24 protein-coding genes are annotated in these 26,330 nt (G+C 64.6%); 7 read left to right on the top strand and 17 right to left on the bottom strand.

Translation table 11 applies throughout. The features are described 5' to 3' along the window. The first annotated feature begins 86 nt into the window (after nucleotides 1-86). Entirely contained in the window at nucleotides 87-548 is a 462-nt protein-coding gene (queF, locus tag B015_RS0108265) for a preQ(1) synthase (RefSeq protein ID WP_018427215.1), read from the top strand. Nucleotides 549-571: 23 nt separating this feature from the next. Here the strand turns inward: queF and B015_RS0108260 are convergent, their stop codons facing one another. The 3 genes from B015_RS0108260 to B015_RS0108250 are packed head-to-tail and all read right to left on the bottom strand — an operon-like array spanning nucleotide 572 to nucleotide 3,020. Beyond that, nucleotides 572-1,054 (bottom strand): hypothetical protein, encoded by a 483-nt coding sequence (locus B015_RS0108260; protein ID WP_018427214.1) that lies wholly within the window; start codon nucleotides 1,052-1,054, stop codon nucleotides 572-574. Continuing rightward, on the bottom strand, nucleotides 1,051-1,443 hold the full coding sequence (locus B015_RS0108255) for a nuclear transport factor 2 family protein (RefSeq protein WP_018427213.1): 393 nt from the start codon (nucleotides 1,441-1,443) through the stop codon (nucleotides 1,051-1,053). The genes B015_RS0108260 and B015_RS0108255 overlap by 4 nt, the downstream gene beginning before the upstream one ends. An 11-nt stretch (nucleotides 1,444-1,454) precedes the next feature. After that, nucleotides 1,455-3,020 carry a trimethylamine methyltransferase family protein gene (locus B015_RS0108250; protein ID WP_018427212.1) on the bottom strand — a complete coding sequence of 522 codons (1,566 nt, stop codon included), beginning with the start codon at nucleotides 3,018-3,020 and terminating at the stop codon, nucleotides 1,455-1,457. A 91-nt stretch (nucleotides 3,021-3,111) separates the two neighbouring features. On the opposite strand from B015_RS0108250, the gene B015_RS0108245 reads away from it, so the two are divergent. Together B015_RS0108245 and mutL are read left to right on the top strand one after the other, a co-directional pair. Beyond that, nucleotides 3,112-4,014, top strand: coding sequence for a LysR substrate-binding domain-containing protein (locus B015_RS0108245; RefSeq protein ID WP_018427211.1), 903 nt, complete (start codon nucleotides 3,112-3,114; stop codon nucleotides 4,012-4,014). A gap of 141 nt (nucleotides 4,015-4,155) precedes the next feature. Beyond that, on the top strand, nucleotides 4,156-6,036 hold the full coding sequence (gene mutL / locus B015_RS0108240) for a DNA mismatch repair endonuclease MutL (protein WP_018427210.1): 1,881 nt from the start codon (nucleotides 4,156-4,158) through the stop codon (nucleotides 6,034-6,036). Nucleotides 6,037-6,107: 71 nt separating this feature from the next. On the opposite strand, the gene B015_RS0108235 is transcribed toward mutL, so the two are convergent. Next, on the bottom strand, nucleotides 6,108-7,001 hold the full coding sequence (locus B015_RS0108235; RefSeq protein WP_018427209.1) for an EamA family transporter: 894 nt from the start codon (nucleotides 6,999-7,001) through the stop codon (nucleotides 6,108-6,110). A 111-nt stretch (nucleotides 7,002-7,112) separates the two neighbouring features. On the opposite strand from B015_RS0108235, the gene B015_RS0108230 reads away from it, so the two are divergent. Both B015_RS0108230 and B015_RS0108225 read left to right on the top strand, forming a co-directional pair. Next, nucleotides 7,113-8,018: a LysR substrate-binding domain-containing protein gene (locus B015_RS0108230; RefSeq protein ID WP_081623551.1), complete on the top strand. Its 906-nt coding sequence runs from the start codon at nucleotides 7,113-7,115 to the stop codon at nucleotides 8,016-8,018. A gap of 141 nt (nucleotides 8,019-8,159) precedes the next feature. Then, on the top strand, nucleotides 8,160-8,393 hold the full coding sequence (locus B015_RS0108225; protein WP_018427207.1) for a DUF2093 domain-containing protein: 234 nt from the start codon (nucleotides 8,160-8,162) through the stop codon (nucleotides 8,391-8,393). A 6-nt stretch (nucleotides 8,394-8,399) separates the two neighbouring features. Here the strand turns inward: B015_RS0108225 and lpxK are convergent, their stop codons facing one another. From lpxK to B015_RS0108195, 6 genes are all read right to left on the bottom strand, one after another. Beyond that, complete coding sequence (gene lpxK / locus B015_RS0108220; protein WP_018427206.1) at nucleotides 8,400-9,425, bottom strand: tetraacyldisaccharide 4'-kinase; 1,026 nt, start codon at nucleotides 9,423-9,425, stop codon at nucleotides 8,400-8,402. Between the two features lie 2 nt (nucleotides 9,426-9,427). After that, on the bottom strand, nucleotides 9,428-10,744 hold the full coding sequence (waaA, locus tag B015_RS0108215) for a lipid IV(A) 3-deoxy-D-manno-octulosonic acid transferase (protein ID WP_018427205.1): 1,317 nt from the start codon (nucleotides 10,742-10,744) through the stop codon (nucleotides 9,428-9,430). Beyond that, nucleotides 10,741-11,514, bottom strand: coding sequence for a lysophospholipid acyltransferase family protein (locus B015_RS0108210; RefSeq protein WP_051091952.1), 774 nt, complete (start codon nucleotides 11,512-11,514; stop codon nucleotides 10,741-10,743). Before B015_RS0108210 ends, waaA begins: the two co-directional genes overlap by 4 nt. A gap of 14 nt (nucleotides 11,515-11,528) precedes the next feature. Beyond that, nucleotides 11,529-11,777, bottom strand: coding sequence for a DUF4170 domain-containing protein (locus B015_RS0108205; RefSeq protein ID WP_018427203.1), 249 nt, complete (start codon nucleotides 11,775-11,777; stop codon nucleotides 11,529-11,531). Nucleotides 11,778-11,854: 77 nt separating this feature from the next. Further along, the gene (locus tag B015_RS0108200) at nucleotides 11,855-12,664 is read right to left on the bottom strand and encodes a 3'(2'),5'-bisphosphate nucleotidase CysQ (RefSeq protein WP_018427202.1); all 810 of its coding nucleotides are present in this window, start codon (nucleotides 12,662-12,664) and stop codon (nucleotides 11,855-11,857) included. Next, entirely contained in the window at nucleotides 12,651-13,994 is a 1,344-nt protein-coding gene (locus tag B015_RS0108195; RefSeq protein ID WP_018427201.1) for a TldD/PmbA family protein, read from the bottom strand. The genes B015_RS0108200 and B015_RS0108195 overlap by 14 nt, the downstream gene beginning before the upstream one ends. Nucleotides 13,995-14,148: 154 nt before the next feature. On the opposite strand from B015_RS0108195, the gene B015_RS0108190 reads away from it, so the two are divergent. Next, nucleotides 14,149-15,579: an MATE family efflux transporter gene (locus B015_RS0108190; protein ID WP_018427200.1), complete on the top strand. Its 1,431-nt coding sequence runs from the start codon at nucleotides 14,149-14,151 to the stop codon at nucleotides 15,577-15,579. A gap of 3 nt (nucleotides 15,580-15,582) precedes the next feature. Here the strand turns inward: B015_RS0108190 and B015_RS0108185 are convergent, their stop codons facing one another. The 5 genes from B015_RS0108185 to B015_RS0108165 form a co-directional block, all read right to left on the bottom strand. Further along, entirely contained in the window at nucleotides 15,583-16,404 is an 822-nt protein-coding gene (locus B015_RS0108185; protein ID WP_018427199.1) for a patatin-like phospholipase family protein, read from the bottom strand. After that, a complete protein-coding gene (locus tag B015_RS0108180; RefSeq protein ID WP_018427198.1) occupies nucleotides 16,401-17,756 on the bottom strand; it encodes a pitrilysin family protein in 1,356 nt (451 codons plus the stop codon). Before B015_RS0108180 ends, B015_RS0108185 begins: the two co-directional genes overlap by 4 nt. A 4-nt stretch (nucleotides 17,757-17,760) precedes the next feature. Beyond that, the gene (locus B015_RS0108175) at nucleotides 17,761-19,134 is read right to left on the bottom strand and encodes a pitrilysin family protein (RefSeq protein WP_018427197.1); all 1,374 of its coding nucleotides are present in this window, start codon (nucleotides 19,132-19,134) and stop codon (nucleotides 17,761-17,763) included. 112 nt (nucleotides 19,135-19,246) lie between these two features. After that, on the bottom strand, nucleotides 19,247-19,801 hold the full coding sequence (gene rsmD, locus B015_RS0108170; RefSeq protein WP_018427196.1) for a 16S rRNA (guanine(966)-N(2))-methyltransferase RsmD: 555 nt from the start codon (nucleotides 19,799-19,801) through the stop codon (nucleotides 19,247-19,249). Beyond that, the gene (locus tag B015_RS0108165) at nucleotides 19,801-21,990 is read right to left on the bottom strand and encodes a pseudouridine synthase (RefSeq protein WP_018427195.1); all 2,190 of its coding nucleotides are present in this window, start codon (nucleotides 21,988-21,990) and stop codon (nucleotides 19,801-19,803) included. Before B015_RS0108165 ends, rsmD begins: the two co-directional genes overlap by 1 nt. A 76-nt stretch (nucleotides 21,991-22,066) precedes the next feature. Between B015_RS0108165 and B015_RS0108160 the strand changes: the two genes are divergently transcribed. Next, the gene (locus B015_RS0108160; protein ID WP_026227022.1) at nucleotides 22,067-22,519 is read left to right on the top strand and encodes a nucleoside deaminase; all 453 of its coding nucleotides are present in this window, start codon (nucleotides 22,067-22,069) and stop codon (nucleotides 22,517-22,519) included. A 69-nt stretch (nucleotides 22,520-22,588) separates the two neighbouring features. Here B015_RS0108160 and B015_RS0108155 read toward each other — a convergent pair whose 3' ends face one another. Next, nucleotides 22,589-23,206: a hypothetical protein gene (locus tag B015_RS0108155; RefSeq protein WP_026227021.1), complete on the bottom strand. Its 618-nt coding sequence runs from the start codon at nucleotides 23,204-23,206 to the stop codon at nucleotides 22,589-22,591. 189 nt (nucleotides 23,207-23,395) lie between these two features. Continuing rightward, the gene (gene ileS, locus B015_RS0108150; protein WP_018427192.1) at nucleotides 23,396-26,317 is read right to left on the bottom strand and encodes an isoleucine--tRNA ligase; all 2,922 of its coding nucleotides are present in this window, start codon (nucleotides 26,315-26,317) and stop codon (nucleotides 23,396-23,398) included. Nucleotides 26,318-26,330 lie beyond the last annotated feature (13 nt).

Below are 26,330 nucleotides of genomic sequence, written 5' to 3'. Positions count from 1 at the left end.
AAGCGCCACCAAAACCCGTTGCCGGCGCGACTGTCGCCCGTGCCCGCGTCGGCGCAATGAGCCAAGGGCGACCCAAGAGCAGCCCAATGACCATCACCGACGCCCTCACGCAGCTCGGCGCCCATATTCAGACGCCGACCTCGCCAGAAACCGCCGTCCTCGAAACCGTGCCCTACGGCCGCGCCGACGGCCCGCCCGCCATCGTGCGCTTCACCTGCCCGGAGTTCACATCGCTGTGCCCAGTCACCGGCCAGCCCGACTTCGCCCACATCGTCATCGACTATGCCCCCGACCAGCTGCTGGTCGAATCCAAGTCGCTGAAGCTGTTCATGGTGTCGTTCCGCAACCACGGCGCCTTCCATGAGGACTGCACCATCATGATCGGCCGCCGTGTTGTCGAAGCGACAAAGCCCTTGTGGCTGCGCATCGCCGGCTACTGGTATCCGCGCGGCGGCATCCCCATCGACGTGTTCTGGCAGACCGGCACGCCGCCCGAGGGCTCGTGGCTTCCCGAAACCGGCGTCGCGCCCTATCGCGGGCGCGGCTAAGGTCCGGACAACGGGACGGGCGCTCATTCGCATTGGTACTGGCTGAGCGCCCATTCATTGGTCACCGACAACAGGTCGGCGACCTTCCATTGACCATCGACCTTCTTCAGCTTCCACTGCATGCGATGCGGTTCGCCGGCTGCCGTGAAGGCCGCGACCACGATCGCCGTGTCTGCAGTCTCCGACCCGATGATCTTCAGACTCTTGTCGAGTTCGGCCTTGTTGTAGGCTGCGCTGTCGAGCGGCATATTGGCGTCGAGGCAATCGCCTTGCCCCGACTTTTCGAGCTGATCGCGAGCGTCGAACACAGCCTTGGCCGGATCGACGAAGCGGCCGCGTTCGGCGGGATCAAGCTCAAGGCCGATGCGATCGTAGAACGGCCTGACGGCTTCGACGGCAGTTCCAGCTATGGCCGGCGTGACCAGCAGCGGCAGAAGGGCAGTTGCAAAAGCGGCTTTCATCGCGGCCTCAGCGTTGTATTGATAGCCCTCAATAGCACGCATCATCGACGGCTGCCTTGCGCTGCAACGTCATCTTTCACCTCGACACGCACGATCCTGCCTTCGGCACCAAAATGCACCGTCTCCTCGCCCGACCTGATGAGGCGGACGCCGGTGACGGCATGCGTCGCCTCGAGCCGCCAGCGCGACCAGGCAGAGCGCGGCGAAAGTGCCGCCACCTCTTCGTCCTTGGAAACCTGGTCGCCATACACGGCGAAGTAGCCGCGAAACGCCGCCATGATCGCGTCGCAACCGACAACGATTGAGCCGACGCCATCGGAGACATAACAGGCTTCAGGCGCGAAGCAGGCTTCGATGGCGGCGAAGTCGAGGACGTCAATTGCCGTGTGATAGCGCTTCAGAGCTGCGACGGGATCGAAGGCCGTGTCATCCATAGCCTGCAGCCTCAATACCAGGCGTCTTCCATCGAGGCCTTCTTGCGCGTCATGAAGTCCTGCAGCGCCTCGTCAATGCCAGGATCGAGCGGCGGCGCCTCGTATTCGGCGAGCATGGTCTTCCAGCGCCTGTTGGCGCGGGCGGCTGCGTCGACCGAGCCGGCGGCCTCCCATTTTTCGTAAGGCTCGTTGTCGGCTATGGCCGAATCCCAGAACGCTGTCTCGTAGTTGGCCATGGTGTGGGCGCAGCCGAAGAAATGGCTGCCGGGCCCCACTTCGCGGAAGGCGTCGAGCGCCAGTTGGTTGTCGTCGATCTTCACGCCGTCGAGATAGGTGTGCAGGGCACCGCAGAAGTCGGCGTCCATGACGAACTTCTCGTAGGACATCGACAACAGCCCATCGAGGAAGCCTGCCGAATGCAGGATAAAGTTCGCGCCACAATGGACCGCCGCCAGCATAGACATGGTGCCTTCGTTCATGGCGTGGGCATCGGGCAGCTTCGAGGTGGTGAAATTGCCGGAGCAGCGCAGCGGCAGCTTCAGCCGCCTTGCCAGCTGCCCGATGACCATCGAGCCGATGGCCGGTTCCGGCGTGCCGAAGGTCGGTGAGCCCGAGCGCAGTGACATGGAGGACAGGAAATTGCCGAAGATGACAGGCGCGCCGGGACGTTCGAGCTGGGTCAGCGCGCAGCCGGCCATGGTCTCGGCCAGAGACTGGGCGATCGCGCCGGCATTGGTCACCGGCCCCATGGCGCCGCCGAGGATGAAGGGCACGATGACAGCCGCCTGGTTTGCTCGGGCATAGGCGCGCAGTGCGGTGGTCATGGTCGCGTCCCAGACCAGCGGCGAGTTGACGTTGACGTTGCCGAGGATGACGCAATTCTCGTCGGTGAATTGTTCGCCAAAGACAATGCGCGCCATGTCGATGGAATCTTCCGCGCGGTCCTCCGAGGTCACCGACCCCATGAAGCCGCGGTCGGAATAGCGGATGTGGCTGTAGACCATGTCGAGATGGCGCTTGTTGACAGGCACGTCGACCGGCTCGCAGATGGTACCGCCCGAATGGTGCAGCCAGGGCGAAGACTGCGCCAGCTTCACGAAGTTGCGGAAATCCTCGATGGTGCCGTAGCGGCGGCCATTGTCGAGATCCATGACGAAGGGCGAGCCATAAGCAGGCGAAAACACCACGCTCTTGCCGCCGATCTCGATCGAACGCCCGGGGTTGCGCGCATGCTGGGTGAAGGTCGCGGGTGCAGTCCTCAGCACTTCGCGCAGCAGGCCAGGCTCGAATTTCACCAGGACGCCTTCGACCTTGGCCCCTGCCCGTTTCCAATGGTCCAGCGACACCGGATCGTCGCGAAACTCGATGCCGATCTCGGCAAGGATCTTGTCGGCAGTCTCTTCGATGCGAACCAGATTTTCCTCGGAGAGGATGTCGTAGGTCGGGATGTTCCTGAGGATATAGGGCCGGCCATGCGCCTCGGGTCCGTGCGCGCGCTGCTCGCGACGGGCGTTGCGGCCGCCGCGTTCGCGACGCTTGGTTGGTTCAGTTGCAATATCGGGGGCGACGACGTCCATGCACGGCTCCAACACGTTCCTGCATGAAGCTAGCCTTTGGACCACGTGCTGTGACGCTTGAAAATCTTCATCATTTGCATAAGCATGACTTATGCAAAGCCTTCGCCACCTTTTGCCCTCGGCAGGTAGCCTGATCATCTTCGAAGCCGCCGGGCGACTGGCGAGCTTCACCGCCGCCGGACGCGAGCTCGGCATGACACAGGCCGCCGTGTCCTATGCGATCCGCGGGCTGGAGGACCAGCTCGGCGCCAAGCTGTTCCAGCGCCGCCACCGACAGGTGCTGCTGACCGAGGCCGGCGAGCGTTTCCATGCCGACGTCACACTCGGCCTGTCGCATATCCGCAAATCGGCGGAGGAATTGAGGGCGCGGGCCGGCGGCATGCATGTGACGCTGTCGGCCTCGACCGCCTTTGCCTCGTTCTGGATGATGCCCAGACTGCAGAAGTTTCGCGACGACCTCCCCGGCATCGACCTGCGCATCCAGACCGCCGACCGCGACCTCGATCTCGTCGCCGAGGGCATTCCGCTCGGCATCAGAGGTGGCGACGCTGCCGACTGGCCGGATTACGAGCTTTTGCCGATCGCCGACGAGGAGGTCTATCCGGTCGCCGGGCCGGCCTATCTGGCGCGCGCCGGCATGCCCAAGACGCCTGCCGAAATCACGTTGCACCACCTGATCCACCTCGAAGAGCCCTACCGCCCGGCCGCGACCTGGAACGAATGGTTCCAGTCGGCCGGCCTCAACGGCGCAGTGGCCAAGCGCGGACTGGTCATCAACGACTACGTGCTTGTCATCCAGGCGGTCATGGAAGGCCAGGGCATCGCGCTCGGCTGGCGCCACCTGACCGACCGGCTGATTGCGGCGGGGCTGCTGGTCCGGCTGTCCGACCATGTCATGACGACGAACAAGGGGTTTCACGTCGCCTGGCCGAAGAATCGTGCCCTTACCGAAAGCGCTGAAAAGGTGCGCGACTGGCTGGCAGCGCAGGCGTGAGTCGGACGCAGCAGGTGCAGCCTCGTCTGCTCTGCCATGCTGCCTTGGCCGCCCAAGCCTATGTCGCCAATTCACTGTGGATGGCCCAGCTCCCCGCAATGCACCTGTCCCAGCCCAACCGAATCCCGCTATAGTCTTCCGATGCCCATTCGCCAGCTTTCCGAAACGATGATCAACCAGATCGCCGCAGGCGAGGTCGTCGAACGACCTGCCAGCGTGGTCAAGGAACTGGTCGAGAATGCGCTCGACGCCGGCGCCGGGCGCATCGAGGTGGCGACCGCGGGCGGCGGGCTCGGGCTGATCCGTGTCGTCGATGACGGGTCCGGCATGCCGGAGGACGAGTTGGCGCTGGCAATCTCGCGCCATTGCACCTCCAAGCTTTCCGACGACATCCACGACATCCGCTCGCTCGGCTTCCGCGGCGAGGCGCTGCCGTCGATCGGCTCGGTGTCGAAACTCACCATCCGCTCGCGCACCAAGGCAGCCGACAGCGGCGCCGAGATTTCGGTCGAGGGCGGCCGCATCGCTGCCGTGCGTCCGGCCCCGAGCAATCGCGGCACGACGGTCGAGGTGCGCGACCTGTTCTACGTCACCCCGGCCCGGCTCAAATTCATGAAGACCGAGCGGGCCGAGGCCACAGCCATCGCCGATACGATCAAGCGCATCGCCATTGCCTTCCCCGCCGTGCGCTTCACGCTGTCGGGTACCGACCGCTCGACGCTCGAGCTTTCGGCCACCGGCGATGACACGGACGGACGGATCGGCCGCATTGCCCAGGTGATGGGAACCGACTTCCCCGACAATTCGATCGCCATCGATGCTGCGCGCGAGAGCGTTCGGCTCGAAGGCCACGTCTCGATCCCGTCCTACACACGCGCCAACGCGCTGCAGCAATATGCCTATGTCAACGGCCGGCCTGTGCGCGACAAGCTGATCGCCTCGGCGATCCGCGGCGCCTATGCCGACGTCTTGCCGCGCGACCGCCATGCGGTGACCGTTCTGTTCCTGACACTCGACCCGGCCTATGTCGACGTCAACGTCCATCCGGCCAAGGCCGACGTGCGCTTCCGTGATCCCGGGCTGGTTCGCGGTCTGATCGTCGGCGCGATCCGCCAGGCATTGGCGAATGCAGGCATCCGGCCGGCAACGACGGGCACGCAGGCGATGATGGGGGCGTTCCGGCCCGGCGGGCCAAGCTATGGCCATCCCGGCCCTTCGGCCAACCACCGCAGCTACAATCCCGAGTTTCGAGCCTCGTCTTCGCCAAGCTTCGGATCCGATTTCCGTGGCGCGCCTGTCGCCGACTACGATGTCGCGCACTCGCCGTTCCGACCGCTCGACACGGGCTTCGCCGAGGCGGTGCAGGCGAGCTTCGACGCCGGGCCGCTGCACAGCGCCGACGCCCGCGCCGGCCAGACGGAAGTGATCGAGGCGCTGTTGCAGACGGAACTGGGCGCCGCCCGCGCGCAGGTGCACGAAAACTACATCGTGGCGCAGACCAGGGATTCGCTTGTCATCGTCGACCAGCACGCAGCACATGAACGGCTGGTCTATGAGGCGCTGAAGAACGCGCTGAACTCACGCCCGATCCCCTCGCAGATGTTGCTTTTGCCCGAGATCGTCGACCTGCCGGAAGAAGACGCCGAGCGGCTGGCGGTGCATTCGGAAATGCTGGCCCGCTTCGGCCTCGGCGTCGAACGTTTCGGCCCAGGGGCTGTCGCCGTGCGTGAGACGCCGGCCATGCTGGGCGAAACCGATGTCGCCCAGCTGGTGCGCGATCTGGCCGATGAGATCGCCGACAGCGACACGGCTGACACGCTGAAGGAACGGTTGCATGCGATCGCCGCCACCATGGCCTGCCATGGCTCGGTGCGATCGGGCCGCAGGCTGCGGCCGGAGGAAATGAACGCGCTGCTGCGCCAGATGGAGGCGACGCCAGGTTCGGGCACCTGCAACCACGGTCGCCCGACCTATATCGAGCTCAAGCTCGCGGACATCGAGAAGCTGTTCGGCCGCCGCTAGATGCTTCACGGCGCCAGGTGTTGTCACCTGACGCCGCAATGGGAGCGTGAAACGGCGGTGTTGACTTGCTCTCAGCGCTTCAGATTGACCAGCACCACGCCTGCCAGCGCCAGCCCACCGCCTGTTATACCGAAGAGGCCAGGGGTCTCGCCGAGCCAGACGAAGCCGATGAGCACGGCCACAGGCGGCACGCAGTACATGAAGTTCGAGGCGCGTGACGCCGGCAAGCGCGACAGGGCCACCGACCAACTGGCATAAGCGATCAGGCTCGGTACGATGCCGAGATAGATGACCGACCAGAACGGCTCGGCGTCGGCAGCCGCCATTTGGGCAATACCGCTGGGCAGCGCCGGCGCGAGGCAGAGTGCGCCGAGGATCATGTTCCATGCCGACACGGTCAGCGGACGATGGCGGCTGAACAGGCGCTTCTGGACGATGCTGTTGATCGATGTGCACAGCGCCGACCCCAGGATCAGCAATGCACCGGTGTTGAAGGTGAGCCCCTGCCCTTCGCCAAGCGCGATTATGCCGATGCCGGTGAACGACAGGAACGTGCCGGCCCATGCCAATGCAGGAAAACGCTCGCCCAGCAGGATCATCGCCAGCACGGCCGTGATGATCGGGTTGACGTTGATGATGAAGCTCGCAGCACCCGCCGACACTGTCATCTCGCCGTAGTTCAGCAGCACCGTGTAGAGCGCGACGAAGATCGCGCCGCCGAAGGCGAAGCGCCAGAGTTCATTCAGCGCCGGTAAGGCCGGTCTCAGGATCATCAGGTAGATCGCCGAGGGGACGGCGGCGATGGCGAAGCGCAGGGCGCCCAGCTCGATCGGCCCTATGGCGCCCAACCCGGCGCGAATGGCCGGAAAGGACGAGGCCCAGCCGACGATCGTCACGACCACAGCGAGGACGGTCACGGCGGAAGGCGCCTGTGTCGGATTCAACGTGCTGGTCTGGACGGTCATGGCTGGGCCTCGTGAGTTCGGGTCTACGATCCAGATTTCGCTCACCCCCAGCTGATTGACAAACGAATAAATCAAGGCTCAGCTGTGAGCATGGATCACAGCTCGGAACCAATGCTGCCGCTCGAAACGTTGCGCGCCTTCCAGGCGGCGGCCCGTGCCGGCAGCTTCTCGGCGGCCGCCGAGAAGCTCAATATGACGCATGGCGCCATCAGCCGGCAGATCGCCAAGCTAGAGGACTGGCTCGGCTTCCGACTGTTCGAGCGCGGTGCCCGGGGTGTGGCGCTGACGGCGGATGGATACCGGCTGCATCTGCGCACCAGCGAGGCCTTCTCTCTGATCTCGGACACCACTGACCGCTGGGTCGAGCCGCGCGGCGCGGCCGTGGTGAGGCTGAGTTCGTTTCCGTCGATTGCCGGGCTGTGGCTGATGCCGCGGCTGGCGGAACTCGAGACCGGAACGCCCAGGCTCAGGGTCGTGCTCGACATCGACATGCGACAGGCGGATCTCGGTGATGATGGCATCGACCTCGCCATCCGCTGCGGTCGCGGCAAGGTTCCCGGACGTGTCTCGACGCAGCTGTTCGAGGAGCACTGTTTCCCCATCGCCTCGCCCGAGCTTGCGGCGCGCATCGGCGATGGCAGCCCTGAACGGCTGCTCGACTTTCCGCTGATCCACGATTCGGACGCGGCGAGCTGGCGCTCATGGCTCGGTGCCTACGGCCTCGACTATCGCCCTCGCCCGCAGGACCGGCGGTTCGAGGACTACAATCTGGTGCTCTCGGCGGCGAGCCACGGCCTCGGCATAGCGCTTGCCCGGCCGCCGCTGACCGAAAACCAACTCAGGGCTGGACACCTCGTCGCCGTCGACAGCCGGCGCGCGCTTAATCCCGTCTCCTACTGGCTCGATCGGCCAGTCGGACGAACGAGAACGGCAGCTGCCGAACTGGCGCGGCGCATCGGCCGTCATGCTAGGCTTGCGCCCGAGACGATCGAACGGTTCCTGTCGGAAGACAGCTAGCTTGACCTCCGACATTTTGTGACCGTAAAAGCCGGGCACAGAGCAGCCTGCCCTTCAGAAAGGGCGAAAAAGACTGTAGATTTCCAGCGATCCGCCGACGATCGCCCCTGAGATCGGCACCAGGAAGTTGAGCGAAAGCCCATGATGAACCGTTTCGAAGGCCCCGGCGCGCGCGAAGCCCGTATCCGCTATCTCGACGGCGATTTCCAGGTGACGAGCCCCGGCTCGTTCGTGCGCTGCGCTGTCACGGGCGAGTCGATCCCGCTCGACGAGCTCAAATACTGGAGCGTGGCGCGCCAGGAGGCCTATCGCGATGCGACGGTTTCGCTGGAACGTGAAATCGAAATGAATCCGGACCTGCGCAAGCGCAAATAAGCGCCGTCAGCCGCCGACCTTCCGGCGCCGCCAGGCTTCGAGCGTCTCGCCGATGATGCGCTCGGGCGCGTTCTCGACGTCGAAGACGGCATCGATCTCGAGCACATTCAGGCTTTCGAGGAATTCCGGCGATGCCGCGCCATGACGCAGCCTTGCCGCGTCCTTGGAGGTGGTGATCAGCTCCAGTTCACCCGCTTGGGCGGCGGCGGCCAGATCGTCCAGCTCGTCCGGCAGGTAGAAATGGTGATCGGCAAAGGTGTTCGCCAGCGCCACCGTGCCACCGGCCTTGGCCAACGTATCGAAGAATTTCTCCGGGTGGCCGATGCCGGCAAAGGCGAGGAAGCGGCGCCCCTTGAACTGCCTCTTGTTGCGCGGACGGGCCGAGGCCGTGAAGATCGGCTTGCCGGCGCGGGCAGCCTTGCGCACAACGGCGTCCGCCTTGTCGCCCTCGCCCATCTTGAGAATGCTGTCGGCGTAGAAAAGCTGGTCCGTCAGCCGCGCTCGCATGGGGCCGCCGGGGATGATGTGGCCGTTGCCAAGGCCATGCCGCGCATCGACCACCACCAATGCGTAGTCGATATGGATGCGCGCGCTCTGGAAGCCGTCGTCCATGATCAGGAAGTTGCAGCCGCGCTCGATGAGCATGCGCGCGCCGGCGGCGCGATTGGTCGAAACCGCCACCAGCGCGTGTTCGGCCAAAAGCAGCGGCTCGTCGCCGACATGTTTGGCGCTGTCGTGATGGGCGTCGACGATGTGCGGTTCGGCGAAGCTTCCGCCATGGCCGCGCGACAGGAAGCCGGGCACCAGTTGCATGCGCTTGGCCTGCTTGGCGAGCGCTATGGCCACCGGGGTCTTGCCGGTGCCTCCGACGGTGAAGTTGCCAACGCAGAGCACAGGCGCGGGCATCTTCTCGCGCTTGGCCTTCTTCATGCGACGTCCGGCGACGACACCATAAAGTGCCGAGGCCGGGTAGAGCGCGAAGGCGCGCCAATCCGGCTTTTCCCACCAGAAAGGAGGCGCTTCGCTGGCCATCTCTACCTCCCGCCTGCGCCCTTGAGGCGCGACTGAACGATCAGGGGATGAATGAAGGGCTCAAGTGACTTCAGCGTCCGGGCAAGCGCACCGCGCATCTCCTCGACCGTCGAAGCGCCGGCAGCCATCATGTCATGGCGGGCGATCTCGTTGCCGAGCAGGAAGTTGACCGCGCCGGCAAGCATGTCGCGGTCGCGCACGATCTTGGCGCCACCACGCTCGATCAGCCGCTGATAGGTGTCGCGGAAGTTCTGGACGTTGCGGCCGGCGAGCACGGCGGTGTCGAGCATGGCCGGCTCGAGCGGATTCTGCCCGCCCGTCGAGGTCATCGAGCGGCCGACGAAGGCGATCTCGGTCAGCCGCAGGTAAAGCCCCATTTCGCCGATCGTATCGCCCAACAGGATGTCCGTGTCGGGCATGATGCGGTCGCCGGTGCTGCGCCGCGCCACGTTGAAGCCCATCGTCGCGAACTGCTCGAGCAGCACAGGAGCCCGTTCAGGGTGACGTGGCACGATGATGGTGAGCAGCCCGCGATGGCGGTTGCGCAGCATGGCGTGCACCTCGGCCGCCATGACCTCTTCGCCGTCATGGGTCGAGACCGCGGCCCAGGTCGGGCGGCGGTCGATCTGGCGCTGGACCGCATGCAGGGCGCGTTCGTCGACAGGCGGAGGTGGCGTGTCGACCTTGAGATTTCCGGAAACGGTCACCGGGCGGGCGCCGAGCGCGCGGAACCTCTCGCCATCAACCTCGGACTGCGCCACGACATGCGCCATGTTCTCGAACAAGGCCTCGGCAATGAAGGAGCGCTTCTTCCACGACTTGAACGAACGGTCCGACAGGCGTCCATTGACGAGGATCTGCGGCACGCGACGTGCGCCGAGTTCCAGGATCGTCATCGGCCAGATCTCGGATTCGGCGATGATCGCCAGGTCGGGATGCCAGTGGTCGAGGAAACGGCTCACCGCCGGCTTGAGGTCGAGCGGGACATATTGATGGATGACGCGCCCACCGAGCCGCTCATCGGCAACCTGGGCCGAGGTCACGGTACCGGTGGTTAGAACGATGTTGATGCCAAAGTCGAGGATGGACTCGATCAGCGGCACCACGGCAATGGTTTCGCCGACGCTGGCCGCATGGAACCAGATCAGCGGCCCTTCCGGGCGCTCGCGGCTGGCTACGCCATAGCGCTCGCGGCGGCGATTCTTGTCTTCCTTGCCCTTGGAGGCGCGCCAGGCAACGTAACCGCCGACCATTGGATAGGCAGCAGCGCCCGCATAACGGTAGGCTCCCAGTATCGTGCGGGCCCAGCGTTCGCTCATTTGTCGCCGTCCACCATGCGGTATGCCTGCTCGGTGGCGTAGTTGATGGCGGCCGTCAGCTCCTGACGCTTGCGCTCCATTTCGGCATCGTCGGCATCGGCCGGAACCTCGATCAACGGCGCCAGGAAAATGGCACAGCGGCCGAATGGCAGGTTGATGGTGGTCTTGTCCCAGCTCTTCTCCAGCACCTTGCGACGACTGGTGGCGATGGCTGCGGGCGCAATCGGGCGGCCGGACAGGCGCGCCAGGAGCACGATGCCCATACCCGCGTCGCGCGGCGTGCCATGTGGAATGTCAGCGATCATGCAGACGTTCTTGCCTGCCTCTAGCGCTTTCTTGAGGCCAATCAGCGCCGTCGCGCCGCCTTTTTCAACGCGCTTGGCGTCGCGTCCGCCGGAACCACGCACGGCCTCGATGCCGAATTTGTTGATAACGAGCGCATTCAGCTCTGCGTCAGCACTGCGCGAGACCATGGCGACGAGGCCGCGGCGGCTCGGATACAGTGCCGGCGCCAGAAGATGCTGTCCGTGCCAGAGCCCGATGATCAGCGGTTCGCTGTCGGCATAGCCGCCGCCTGCGAGCTCGAGCGAGCCCTTCGCGTAAGGGTTGGTCAGCTTGATGAAGCGCAGCGCACCTGCAAACAGGCTCGCGATCGCGCCCTTGGCAAAGCGCGACTTGGCGAGCGGTTCGCGAATGCGGCGCCAGAAACTCTTGGTCGCCGACTTGGCACGCTTCTTCTTCGCCGCAGGCCTCACGGCCGGCGACGCCATGCGGGACCGCTCCATCAGTTGCCGGCCGCCTTCGCGTCCGGCTCCAGCAGCCTGTGCAGATGCACGACGAAATAGCGCATATGCGCGTTGTCGACGCTCGCCTGGGCCTTGGCCTTCCACGCCAGTTCGGCCGACTTGTAGTCGGGGTAGATGCCGACGATGTCGAGCGCGTCGAGGTCGCGGAATTCCGTGCCGCCCAGCGTCTTCAGCTCGCCGCCGAATACCAGGTGCAAAAGCTGCTTCTTACCGTCTTCTTCGGCCATCTCAGTCCTTGATTCATCATATGCGGGGTCCGCCTGATCTAGACCAAAGCGGGCCGTTTTGGAACAGTTTCCAGTTTCTATTGCCCGTCGTGGGCTGCGATCACCTCGGCCATGGCGTCGAGCAGTTCGCCACTGCCGGCCATCAGCGCCCCATGGACGATTTTCTCGCCAGCAAAGGCAGGCAAGTGCCCGCTGCTGTCAAGCAGCCGGCCGCCTGCTTCGCTCAATATAAGCTCGGCGGCGGCAATGTCCCAGTCATGCGCGTTGGGCTTGACGAAGGTGGCATCCAGCGCGCCGCTGGCAATCTTGGCGACGCGATAGGCAAGCGAAGGAATGTAGGCCTCGCGGTCGAGCCTGACCTGCCACTCCTCGGGCAGTCGGTCGATCATCGGCTTGGGCCCGGCGATGCTGAGCCGTTCACCGGCAGCACGAACAGCAATCCGGCGGCCATTGAGCCAGGCGCCGCCACCCGATGTCGCCCAATAGGTCTCTTCACGCGCCGGACATTCGAGCACACCAACCAGCGAGCGGCCATTCTCGACCACCGCGGCACTGACGCACCAGGCGGTCCTGCCCTCGACAAAGCCGCGCGTGCCATCGATGGGATCGACGACGAAGGTGCGGCGGGCTTTCAGGCGGTCAAGACTGTCGGCGGTCTCTTCCGACAGCCAGCCATAATCGGGCCTCGCCGCCATCAGCGTTTCGCGCAGGTAGCGGTCGGCGGCATAATCGGCTTCGCTGACCGGCGAGTTGCCGCCCTTGAACCACACCTCCGGGCTCTTGCGGAAATAGCGCATGGCGATACGACCCGCCTCGGCTGCCGCATCGCGCAGCAGTTCGAGGTCGGCAAGGATGTCGGCTTTGTCTGCGATCTCAGTTTCCGGCAAGGGTCATGCCTTCGATCAGCAGGGTCGGCGCCGCCGTGCCATAGTTGCGATCGAGGTCGCTTGCCGGCACCATGCGCAGGAACATGTCCTTCAGGTTGGAGGCGATCGTCACCTCCGACACCGGCCAGGCAAGCTCGCCATTCTCGATCCAGAAACCCGAAGCACCACGGCTGTATTCGCCGGTCACCATATCGACGCCCTGGCCGAAGACCTCGGTCACGTAGAAGCCGCTCTTCAGCGAACGGATCAGCTCCTCGGGCGACCTGTCGCCGGGCTCGATGGAGAAATTGGTCGAAGACGGCGAAACAGACGAGCCACCACGAACGCCGCGGCCGTTGGTGACGAGACCGAGTTCGCGGGCCGCCGACGTCGACAGGAACCAGTGATTGAGCACGCCGTTCTCGACCATCTTCAGCGTCGAGCCCTCGACGCCCTCGCCGTCGAAGGGACGCGATGCCTGGCCACGGCGCTTCAGCGGTTCGTCGACTGCCGTGATTGCGGCAGATGCCACCTGCTTGCCCATCATGTCGCGCAGGAAGCTGGTCTTGCGGGCAACGGATGCGCCATTGATCGCGCCGGCAAGGTGGCCAGCGATGCCACGGGCGACACGGGGGTCGAAAACGACATCGACCGGGCCGGTGGCCGCCTTGCGCGCGTTCAGTCGCTTGACAGCGCGCTCACCTGCCTTGCGGCCAATTTCATCGGCGGCGTCCAGATCGGCAAAATGGGGACGCGAGGAATATTCATAGTCGCGCTCCATGGCCGTGCCCTCGCCGGCAATGACGCTGGCAGAGCGTGAAAAGCGCGAGCCGACATAATGGCCGACGAAGCCATGCGACGTCGCAAGCACCATGCCGCCCAGTCCGGAGGCCGCGCCCGCGCCGGACGAATTGGTCACGCCCTTGACGGCAAGAGCGGCTTCCTCGGCCGCAAGCGCATCTTCCTTGAGCTGCTCGGCGGGAACCACAGTTGCGTCGAACAGGTCGAGATCGACCTGCGACTTGGCCAGCTGCGACGCATCGGCCAGTCCCTGGAAAGGATCTTCCGGCGACACCCTGGCCATGGCCACCGCACGCTCGGCCAACGTCTTCGGGTCAGACGAGGCGTTGGCGGAGACACTCGCTACCCGCTTGCCAACGAAGACACGGAGCGAAACATCCTCGCTCTCGGACGATTCGGTGCCCTCGACCTTGCCGAGACGCACCGAAACACTGGTGGAGCGTCCACGCACCGCCACCGCATCGGCTGCGTCGGCACCGGCCCTTTTTGCAGCCTCGACGAGGCTCGCCACCCGGTCGGCCAGTTTCGCGGCGTCGTTGGTATCGTTCATGAGCGTGTTCCGATTGCTTGCGGCGCTTCCGGCACCCGGGGCGCATGGCCTGTACCACCCATCTATTGTCCCTGACCGCCTTGTGCAATGGGCGGACGCGTGGTCAAACGGCCTCGCAGCGGCTTCTCGCCGTCGAATTCATTGGGAAATCAGCATGTCCAGTCAGCCGCAGGCCGCAATGCCGGCCAAATTCACCACCGGTTCGACCATGCGACACGTCATCGTGATGACGGCGACCGGTTCGGTTGGGCTGATCGCCATCTTCATCGTCGACGCGCTGAACCTGTTCTACATTTCCCTGCTCGGCATCGAGGAATTGGCCGCCGCCGTCGGTTTTGCTTCGACACTGCTGTTCTTCACCGTCTCGATTTCCATAGGCTTCACCATCGCCTGCGGCGCACTCGTTGCCCGCTGCCTCGGGCGCGGCCAGCGCGAGGAAGCAGCACGCATGGGCGGCGCCTCGATGGTGTTCATGGGGCTCGCCACGCTTCTGGTCACGGTCGCTACGATGCCGTTCCTGCGCCCGCTGCTTTCGATGCTCGGCGCAACAGGGGCGACACTCGATCTCTCCACCCGCTTCCTGCAGATCGTCATGCCGTCTTTCCCGATCATGGCGCTCGGCATGTGCGCCACAGGAATCCTGCGCGGCGTCGGTGACGCACGCCGGGCCATGTATGTGACGCTCGGTGCAGGCGTCGCCGCGGCGATCTTCGACCCGCTGCTGATCTTCGGCTTCGATCTCGGCCTCGACGGTGCGGCCATTTCCACCGCCCTTTCGCGCTGCGTGATGCTCGCCATCGGGCTTCATGGCGCCCATGTCGTGCACAAGTTGATCAAGCTGCCTGACCTGACCGAACTGCGTGCGGCGGTGAAGCCCTTCTTCGCCATCGGCCTGCCGGCGATGCTGACGCAGGTCGCCACCCCCGTCGGCAACGCCTTCGTGACAATCGAGATCGCCGCCTTCGGCGACCAGGCGGTGGCCGGCTGGGCGATCATCGGCCGGCTGGTGCCGGTCGCTTTCGGCGTCATCTTCGCGCTGTCCGGCGCGGTCGGGCCGATCCTCGGGCAGAACTACGGCGCGCGCAAATTCGATCGCCTGACATCTACCATGCGCGACAGCCTGCTCTTCACCATCGGCTACGTGCTTGTGGTCTGGGCATTGCTCGCCGCCTTCGCCCATCCCATTGCCAGCGCCTTCGGCGTGCATGGCGTGGCGCGCGATCTGGTCGTGTTCTTCTGCCTCTTTGCTGCCGGCAGCTTCCTGTTCAACGGCGCGATCTTCGTGTCGAGTGCTGCCTTCAACAATCTCGGCTATCCGACCTATTCGACCGTCTTCAACTGGGGCCGCTCGACACTTGGAGTCATGCCCTTCGTCTGGGTTGGCGCGCATTACTGGGGCGCGACCGGCGTCATCGCCGGCTGGGGCCTTGGCGCCGTGGTCTTCGGCGTCGTGTCGATGCTGGTCTGCTTCCGCGTGGTGCGGGCGATCGCCAGTGAGCCGATGCATGTGGAAGAGCCGGTGCCCGCGCCGCCGCCGGCAGCACAGTCGCCCTTCTCCACAGGCAAGGCCTCGATCCTGCAGTAGTCGCTACTGCAGGATTTCGTCCACGGCGCGCTTGAGTTCGTCCTTGAGCGCCACCGTCTCGGCCATGACCTGGTCGATCTTGAGGAAATCAAGCGCCCGGAAGCGGGAAACCGGGGGTCTGAGGAAAATGTCCGGCTGGCTCTGGCTCAGCTTGTTGGCAATGATCGACTGCATCATCAGCTGCGTTGCGCCGAACATCAGATCGATGGAATTGGGCATCTTGCGGCCGTTTTCGAACGGCGCGCCAACGACGTCGATGGCGATGATGTGGTCGGCCAGGCCATCGAGCAGGTCGAACGGCACCGGATTGTAGATGCCGCCGTCGATATAGAGCGTGTTGCCCCGCGTCACCGGCTTGAAGACCGCAGGAATGGCCGCAGATGCAGCGAGCGCCGAAAACAGGTCGCCTTGGTCGAACACCGCGAGGCTGTGGCCGAAGTAATCGGTTCCGGTGACCTTGAGCGGTATCTTCAGCTCCTCGAATGTCGAAGGCACCGACTCCGGCAGGAATGCCTTGACGATACGTTCGACATTGAACTGGGTGACCCGGATACCGCTTTCGACCATTTCCGACAGCGTGCCGGGACGTGCCCGCCACATGCGCGACGCCAACTCGGAGGCGCTGCCGAGCGCGCGCCGCGAATGTTCGTGAATCTCCTTGCCGGTCATGCCGGCGGCCATGCCGGCACCCATGATGCCGCCGATCGACGACCCGGCTATTGCGACCGGCTTGATGCCGAGTTCATCCAGCGCCTCGATGACATGGATATGAGCGAGCCCGCGCGCGCCGCCGCCCCCCAAGGCGAGTGCGAAAGTGTTGCTCAACCCTTGCCCTCCGCAGCCATGGGACCGAGGATCATCACCGCAGGATCGACCGACAGGAGCTTGCGTGCAACTGCCTTCACCTGGTCGAGCGTGACCGAATTGATGATGTCGATACGGCGCTGCATATAGTCGATGCCGAGCTTGTCTACCTGGAGATCGACCAAGGTTCCGGCAATCGCGCTGGAAGAATCCAGATTGTTGATGGCGTAGGCGCCGAGAAGATACTTCTTGGCGGCATCGAGTTCGGCCTGCGTCGGCCCGTCCTCCGCCATCTTGCGGATGACGTCGCGCATCACGCCGAGCGTTTCGGCGGAGCGGTCCGAGCGGGTCGCAGTCGAGACAACCAGCGATGACGCGTACTTCTGGTTGATCAGGGCCGAGCTGACGCTGTAGGCCAGCCCGCGCTTCTCGCGCACCTCATCGAACAGGCGGGACGAGAATGTGCCGCCGCCGAGAATCTGGTCCATCAGCGCGGCAGCCATGAAGTCAGACTCTTCGCGCGGAACACCCGGATAGACAAGCTGAAGCGACGTCTGCGGCAACGGATACTTGACATGCATCTGCTGGCCGAGCTTGGGTTCGACCTTCTGGACCGGCTTGAGCGCTGACTTTTCGGGCAGGTCGCCAAAAAGCTCATCCAGCCTCTTCTTCAGCGTGTCGGCGTCGATGGCGCCGACGACGGCAACACGGAGATTGTCGCGGGCAAAATTGGCCTTGTGGAAGGCAACCAGATCGTCGGCAGTGATCGTCGCCAGCGACTTCTCGGTGCCCATATCCGGGCGGGCATAGGGGTGATCGGTGTAGATCGCCTCGGCCCATTTGCGCGCGGCCTGCGTCTCGGGATCTCGGGCATTCGCAACGATACCGGAGACGACCTGGGCGCGGATACGATCGATCGGCGCCTGGTCGAAGCGCGGTGTCTCCACCGCCAGCTTCAGAAGCTCGAAGGCTTCGTCCTGTCGGTCTGCGAGCATCCGCATCGCGCCGCCGACTGCGTCATTGCTCTCGTTGAAGCTCATTTCCGCGCCGGCTTCGTCGAGTTTGGTCTGGAAGGTGTTGCTGTCGAGGTCGCCGGCACCTTCGTCGAACAGACCGGTCATCAGATTGGCGAGACCTTCCTTGCCGGCGGGGTCCTGCGAACTGCCTCCATCGAAGCGGAAACGGATCGCGATGATCGGCACCGAGTAATCTTCCACCAGCCAGGCGGTGATGCCCTTTGCAGATGTCACCTCCTGAATGCGGACCTCGGCGCGCGCCGCCACCACTGCCGGCAGGACCAGAAACACCATCGCCAGTGTCAAGGTCGTTGCCGAAACGAAGAGCCTGAAACGCATTGCCATGAACGTGCTCATCGGGTCACTTCTCTGCCGTATCAGCCGGCAGCAGATAGCCGGCGACCGAATGGTCGGGATTGAGGTACTTTGCGGCAACCGCCTTGACCTGTTCAGCGGTGACCGCGCGGATGCGCTCTGGCCAGCGCTCAATGTCGGCAACCGTGCCACCGGTTGCCAGCGTGCTGCCATAGATGTTGGCCATGCTCGACTGATTGTCACGGGCAAAGATCATGGCGCGGACAAAACGGTCCTTGGCCTTGTCCAGTTCGTCCCTGGTGACGCCGTCATTGATGATACGATGGATTTCAACATCGATCGCGGCCTCGACCTGTTCGAGCCCCTCCTCGCCGCGCGGTGCGCCGAAAACGCCGAAGCTTGTTTCGCCCACCATCGTGCCCTCGAAATAGGCGCCCGCCGATGAGGCTATGCCGTCCTTGACCACCAGGCTCTGGTAAAGCCGGCTGCGGTTGCCGCCGCCGAGGATTTCGGACAGGACGTCAAGCGCCTCGGCCTCGCCGTCCTTCGCCGTCTGGTAGGACGGCACGACCCACGCCTTCGAGAAGCTCGGCACCGACACGCGCTCGTCCTTCAGCTCGACCGTGCGCTTGGTGTTCTGCTCGGGCTCGGCGGGACGCACGCGCGGCGGCAGATCCGGTCCGCGAGCGATCTTACCATAAGTCTTCTCGGCCAGCGCCTTGACCGCTTCCGGCTCGACATCGCCCGCCACGATCAGGATCGCGTTATTGGGCGCATAGTACTTGTTGTAAAACTCGGTCGCATCGGTGCGGTTGAGCTTCTCGATCTCGTTCATCCAGCCGATGACAGGGAAACGGTAGGGCTCGTTCTGGAAGAGAGTCGCGTCGACCTCCTCGCTGAGCAGCGCGCCGGGATTGCTGTCGATGCGCGAACGGCGCTCCTCGAGGATCACGTCGCGCTCGGGCCCGATCACCGCGTCTGTCAGCACGAGATTGCGCATGCGGTCGGCCTCGTAGCTCATCATGGTTTCGAGCGCGGCAGGCGTAACCGTCTCGTGATAGGCCGTGTAGTCGTAAGTGGTGAAGGCATTTTCGCTGCCGCCGATCTCGGCCACCTTCTGGCCGAACTCGCCCGCCTTGTGATTAGTCGTGCCCTTGAACATCAGATGTTCGAAGAAATGGGCGATGCCGGACTTGCCGGGCGCTTCGTCGGCACTGCCGACCTTGTACCAGACCATGTGGGTGACGATCGGAGCGCGATGGTCGGGAATGACCACGACCTGCATGCCATTATCAAGAGTGTAGCTGGAGACGGCCCATTCCTTGCTGGGCGCCTCCGCCAACGCCGGCGCTGTCCAGGCCAGGCCAAGAGCGAGTGCCGCCGGCAGCGAGCCTTTCGCTCGCATGAATCCGAATATCATCGATTGCCTCTGAATATGGACGCGCTCGCCTTATAGGCTCCGTCGAAATGCGGCGGGAAGTGAATTGTTGGTAATCTTCGCCGCCGAAAAAGGCCGAAGTCAGGCGCAATGGCTATTCGGCTTCGATGAAGCGAACCACGGTTTCGCCATAAGAGCGTTCGTCGACGACCGAAAAGCCCGGGCCGGGCTCGAAAGCAACCGAAGCCGTTTCCTCGACGACGCAAAGCGCGCGCGGCGCCAGCCAGCCGCCGGCGCGGGCCGAGCGCAGGGCACGTTCGCCAAGTCCCTTGCCATAGGGCGGATCGGCAAAGACGAGGCCGAACGGCCCCAGCGTGCCGGCGTCACCAAGGCCAGTTGCATCGCGGCGAAAGATCTTGGTGCGGCCTGTCAGCCCGAAGGTCTCGACATTGGTGCGGATCAGGCCGCGCCCCTCGGCCGTTTCCTCGATGAAGACGCAGTAGGACGCGCCGCGCGACAGCGCCTCGATGCCGAGCGCACCTGTGCCGGCAAAGAGGTCGAGCACCCGCGCGCCTTCGAGCCGATCGCCGAAACGGTGCGCGAGCACATTGAAGACGGCCTCGCGCGCCCTGTCGGTCGTCGGACGGATGGCGTGATCGCGCGGCGTGGCCAGAGCCCGGCCGCGCAATTCACCGCCGACTACGCGCATCAGCCGCGGCCCTTGCGCGGACCACCAGGCTTGCCGCCACGCGGTACGCCGCCGGCCGGCCTGTCGCCTCTGGGCTTGTCAAAGCGCGGCTTGTCGGAGCGCGGCCTGGCCGCGGCGTCAGCCTTGGCCTTTTCGCTCTGCGGACGTGCGCCCGGCGCCATCCAGACATTGGCCTTGCGTGCGCCGGGGGTTTCGAACGGCTTCTTCTCGCGCTCGTCGCCCTTCTTGCCGCCGAACTTTGGACGATCGCCAAAGCTGGGCTTGTCGCCAAATTTGGGCTTATCACCAAACTTGGGCTTGTCGCTGAACCTTGGCTTGTCACCAAATCCAGGCTTGTCGCCAAACTTGGGCTTGTCGCCAAACTTGGGCTTGTCGCCGAAGCTGGGGCGCTCGGTCGACAGGCGGCCCAGCACCTCCTCACGGTGACGCTCGCGATCGCGCTTGCGGTTCTTGATCAGGCCGCCCTCGCCGATGTCGAGACGGGCGGCACGCGGCGCGCGCGGCGCATCGTCGTCGCGACGTTCCTCGCGGCGGAACGTCGGTTTGTTGGAGAAAGGCTTGACGATGTCGGCGTCGAAATTGGCACCCGACTCCTCGATCAGACGCTCGCCGAGCTGGTCTCGCAGCATCTTGCCCTTGATCTCCTGGACGTGGCCTTCCGGCAGCTCGCCGAGCTGGAAGGGGCCGTAGGAGATGCGGATGAGGCGGTTTACCTCGAGGCCGAGCGCACCGAGGATGTTCTTGACCTCGCGGTTCTTGCCTTCGCGCAGGCCAATGGTGATCCAGGCGTTGGAGCCCTGCTCGCGATCGAGCGTCGCTTCGACCGAACCGTAGAAGATGCCATCGATGGCAATGCCATCCTTGAGCTCGTCGAGCTGCTTCTGCTCGATCTTGCCGTGAACGCGCACGCGATAGCGGCGCAGCCAGCCGGTTGCCGGCAGCTCGAGCACGCGCGACAGCCCGCCGTCATTGGTGAGCAGCAGCAGGCCCTCGGTGTTGATGTCGAGACGGCCGATGGTCATCAGGCGCGGCAGTTCGGCTGGCAGAACGTCGAAGACGGTCTTGCGGCCTTCCGGGTCGCGATTGGTTGTCACCACGCCGGCCGGCTTGTGGAACAGGAACAGCCGGGTGCGCTCGATCGGCGGAATCTCGGTACCGTCGAGGAAGATGACATCGTCGGGCATCACGTTGAACGCCGGCGACGAGAGCACCTTGCCGTTGACCTTGATGCGGCCGGCGGCGATCAGCTCCTCGGCATCGCGACGCGAGGCGATGCCGGCGCGCGCCAGGCGCTTGGCAATGCGCTCGCCCGGCTCCGCTGCGTCCTCGGCACCGCGCGAACGCGGCTTGAATCCATCTGCCTTGGGGCGGTGGTCGCCATCGGGGCGCGGACGGAACGCCCTCGCCTCGCCGTCGCGCTTTTCGTAGGGCCTGCCCTCGGGGCGCGGCCCCTTGCGGAACGGACGGTCGCCGCCTTCAGCGCGAGCTTCGCCGTCGCGCGGGCGGAATTCGCGGTGCGGACGGTCGCCGCCTTCAGCGGGACGCGGACGATAAGGCTTGTCGCCACCAAAGGAACGGCCGCCCTCGCGCTTCTCATAAGGCTTGCCTTCGGGACGCGGGCCCTTGCGGAACGGACGCTCGCCGCCCTCGGCGCGAGCTTCGCCGTCGCGCGGACGGAATTCGCGATGCGGACGCTCGCCACCTTCCGTCGGACGCGGACGATAAGGCTTATCACCACCAAAGGAGCGGCCGCCCTCGCGCTTCTCATAGGGCCTGCCCTCGGGACGCGGGCCCTTGCGGAACGGGCGCTCGCCGCCCTCAGCGCGAGCTTCGCCGTCGCGCGGGCGGAACTCGCGGTGCGGACGCTCGCCCTCGGCCGGCCGCGCACGATAGGGCCTGTCGCCGCCTTCACGCTTCTCGTAGGGCTTGCCCTCAGGGCGCGGGCCCTTGCGGAACGGTGCCGAAGAGCGCTCGGGACGAGCCTCGCCGTCGCGCGGACGGAAGTCGCGCTTGGGACGCTCACCGCCCTCAGCACCTTCAGCACGCTTCACGAACGGCTTCTTGGCGAAGGGCTTGCCGCCGCCTTCGCTGCGCGGCTTGCCGAATTTCTTGGGTCCCGCATCGCGGCTGCCTGCGCCGCCAGGCTTCGAGCCGCCCTTGCGCGGGAATTTCTTTCGATCGTCGTCCATGGTGGCCTTTGCCCTTTTCGGCGGCTAGATAACAGGAAGCTAAGGGGTTAGCGAGGGGTAACAGGATGGTTGAGGCGTGAAACGACCGGACTTCATGGCGCAGGCCTTCGCCGAAGCCGAGGCAGCAGCCGCGCGCGGCGAGGTCCCGATCGGCGCCGTGATCGTGCACGGCACCGAAATCGTCGCCCGCGCCGGCAACCGCACCCGCGAACTCAACGACGCCACCGCCCATGCCGAGATGCTGGCGATCCGTGAAGCTTCCGCCAAGCTCGGCCAGGAGCGGCTCACCGGGCTCGACCTCTACGTGACGCTCGAGCCTTGCACGATGTGCGCCGCCGCAATCTCGTTTGCCCGCCTGCGTCGGCTCTATTTCGGCGCGACTGATGACAAGGGCGGCGCGGTGGTCAGCGGCGTCCGTTTCTACACCTCCCCGACCTGCCATCACGCGCCAGACGTCTATGCCGGCATCGGCGAAACACGCGCCTCCGAGATGCTTAAGGGCTTCTTCAAGGACCGGCGCGAGGACTAGTCGCCTTCCAAAAACGACAACGCCCTGAACCAGTCAGGGCGTTCGCTCAGTCTGTACATGCAGTCCGGATCAGAACGGCCACCAGCTGCTGCCCTTCTGGGCGAGCTTCTTCTTGCGGCGTTCCTTCTTGATCTCGTCTTCACCGAGCTCGTCCTGGGCCGCAGTCGCCGCAGCCTGGCGATAGGCCAGCGGCGGCTCGCTGAGATATTTGCGGGTCGTGGTGCTGCCCTGCTTGTTCTCACGCAAACGACGCTCGATCTCGATCTTGCGCTGGGCCGGCGTCCACTTGCTCATATCGGGGCCGTTCAGCGACGCCATGTCGTTGATGACCTGTGGCTCGAAATTCGGATTGTCGCGATTCTTGGTCGCGTCGTCGCGAATGCGGGCGCGGCGCGCCTCAGGCGATTCGGGCCAGTCGGCACTTGCAGTGGTGACGATATTGTCCTGCGGTGCCGGCAGTGCAGCAGCCGTCCCGGTTTTCGGCTTCACCAGATCGGGGCGCGGCTTGTACTCGATGTTGTTGGTCTTCGGCTTCAGCGACACGATGTTGGTCAGGTCGGACGCAAGCTGCTCGGTAGCGCTCTTGTCAGTACCGTAGGTCGGCGAGCTCACGCAGCCCGACAGCGCCAGGCCGGAAACGGCGAGCGACGCAAACAAAGCTGCGCGCGCGCTGATGCGGTCCGTCATGCCATTGATTTTCACTCGAACGCCTCTCGCTAGATGCCGGCTGATGCCGGGTCCCCGATCCGTCTTGCTCATCCGACGGAATTCCGGCGACAATTTGTCTGCCGGAGTTTTGCGCTTTTACCTTAACGACCGGTCAAGGGCAACGACCGGAGGGCGATCACCACCCGGTCGTTGCATTTTCGTCACCGGCTACAGCCGGCCGAGCCGCTGCAACTCGTGCAGGGCAACTGCGTCACGCGCCGATACGTCAGCGAAAGCGGCGTCCGAACCGACATCGTCGGTATAGCGCCAGGAGCGCGCGCACTTCACGAGCCCGCGGCCTTCCGCCTTTTCGACCACGACAGCCACGCCAGGAACCTCGCGGAGGGCGAAGGCATCGGCAGGTGCATCGTCATGCGAGATGACGAGATCGCTGGTGATGCTGATTTCGGCCAGGTCGATGCCGGCGAGAGCCTCTTCAAGCGCAGGATCGCTCATGTAGACGACCGGAACCGCCTCCAGAGGCGAGCCGATTGTCTTCTTGGCACGCTCGAGCTCCAGGGCGCCTGTCACAACGCTGCGAACATGGCGGATCTTGCGCCACTTCTCTGCCAGCGCCTCGTCGCGCCAGGCAGCCGGCACGTCGGGGAACTGCTCGAGATGCACAGACTCGACCTCAGGATGACGCTCCAGCCATGCCTCTTCGGTGGTGAAGGGCAGCATCGGCGCCAGCCATTTGACCAGGCAGTTGAACAGCTCGCGCACGATATGGACCGCAGCCTTACGACGCACACTCGACGGAGCGTCGCAGTAGAGCACGTCCTTGCGGATGTCGAAGTAGAAGGCCGAGAGCTCGACGACCATGAAGTCGATCAGCGCACGGGTGATGCGCTTGAACTCAAAGTCGTCGTAGCCCTTGCGTACCAGTGCATCGAGCTCAGAGAGCCGGTGCAGCATCAGCCGCTCCAGTTCCGGCATCTCGGCCAGCGCCACCTCCTCGCCGTCGTCATGGGCGAGCGTGCCCAACATCCAGCGGATGGTGTTGCGCAGCTTGCGATAGGCGTCGATGTTGGTCTGCAGCACGTTCTTGCCGAGGCGCTGGTCTTCCCAATAGTCCGTGGTCATGACCCACAGGCGCAGGATGTCGGCGCCCGACTGCTTCATGACGTCCTGCGGCACGACCGTGTTGCCGAGCGACTTGGACATTTTGCGGCCTTCCTCGTCCATGGTGAAGCCATGGGTGACGACCGTGTTGTAGGGCGCGCGGCCGCGCGTGCCGCAGCTTTCGAGCAACGACGAGTGGAACCAGCCACGATGCTGGTCCGAGCCCTCAAGGTAGACGTCGGCCGGCCACTTCATGTCAGGACGGTCTTCCAGCGTGAACACATGCGTCGAGCCCGAGTCGAACCAGACGTCGAGGATGTCCATCACCTGCGTCCACGGCTCGTTGGCGCGCGAACCCAGGAAGCGCTCGCGCGCGCCCTTGGCGAACCAGGCGTCGGCGCCCTCGGCTTCGAAGGCCTCGACGATACGGGCATTGACCGCCTCGTCTTTCAGCACCTTGCCGTCGGCGTCCGCAAAGATGGCGATCGGCACGCCCCAGGCGCGCTGGCGCGACAGCACCCAGTCGGGGCGATCCTCGATCATCGCGCGCAAACGGGTCTGGCCGGCTGACGGCACGAAGCGCGTGTCGTCGATGGCCTGGAGCGCGCGGCTACGCAGCGTCGTGCCATCGCCCAATTGCTTGTCCATGTAGACGAACCACTGCGGCGTGTTGCGGAAGATGATGGGCTTCTTCGAACGCCAGCTGTGCGGATAGCTGTGTTTGAGACGGCCACGCGCAAACAGCGCTCCGCGCTTGATCAGTTCTTCGATCACCGCCTTGTTGGCGTCGCCCTTCTTGCCATGGTCGTCGATGACGCGGGCTGCCCCACCTTCGCGATCGGGACCGAAGCCGGGAGCGTCCTTGGTCAGGAAGCCGGCATCGTCGACGGTGAAGGGGATCGCAGGATCGATGCCGCGCTTCTCGAGTTCGGCAACCGCATCCATCCACGCATCGAAATCCTCGCGGCCATGGCCGGGCGCGGTGTGCACGAAGCCGGTGCCGGCGTCGTCGGTGACATGGCCGCCAGACAGCATCGGAACCGGGAATTCATAGCCCCCGCCAAGGCCTTCGAGCGGATGCGAAAGCACAAGCTTTCCAAGCTCTTCACCAGAGATACTGCGAAGCTGATTCAAAGTGACCTTGGCCTTGGTCGCAGCTTCTTCGGCAAGCGCTTCGGCAAAGATCAGCTTTTCACCCGGCTGTGGGCCGAAGTCGTTCTCGGCGGCGGTGACCTCGTAGAGACCGTAGGCGACGCGCGTCGAATAGGCGACCGCACGGTTGCCAGGGATGGTCCAGGGCGTGGTCGTCCAGATGACGACATTCGCACCGGCCAGAGCATCCGAGCCAGATGCCACCGGGAACTTCACCCAGATCGTGTCGCTCTCGTAGTCCTGATACTCGACTTCGGCCTCGGCGAGTGCCGTGCGCTCGACCACCGACCACATCACCGGCTTGGAGCCGCGATACAGCTGGCCCGACATGGCGAACTTCAACAGTTCGCCGGCGATGCGCGCCTCGGCGTGGAAGTTCATGGTCGTGTAGGGGTTCTTGAAATCGCCGACGACGCCGAGCCGCTGGAACTCGGCTGCCTGAACGCCAATCCAGCCCGCGGCGAATTCACGACATTCCTTGCGGAACTCGTTGATCTCGACCTCGTCCTTGTTCTTGCCGGCGGCGCGATACTTCTCCTCGATCTTCCACTCGATCGGCAGGCCGTGGCAGTCCCAGCCCGGCACGTAGTTCGAGTCGTAGCCGCGCATCTGGAACGAGCGGGTGATGACGTCCTTGAGGATCTTGTTCAGCGCATGGCCGATGTGGATGTTGCCGTTGGCGTAGGGCGGGCCATCGTGCAGGACATACTTCTCACGGCCGGCCGCGCTCTCGCGCAGGCGCTTGTAGAGGTCCATTTTCTGCCAGCGGGCGACCGTCACCGGCTCCTTCTCCGGCAGGCCGGCGCGCATCGGAAACTCCGTCTGCGGCAGGTAAAGGGTCTTGGAATAGTCGATCTTTGCGGACGTATCGGTCATCTGTCTTGCCATC

Origin of the sequence: Hoeflea sp. 108 (assembly GCF_000372965.1) — a bacterium.
GTDB lineage: Bacteria > Pseudomonadota > Alphaproteobacteria > Rhizobiales > Rhizobiaceae > Aminobacter.
This window is presented reverse-complemented; position numbering and strand designations above follow the sequence as displayed.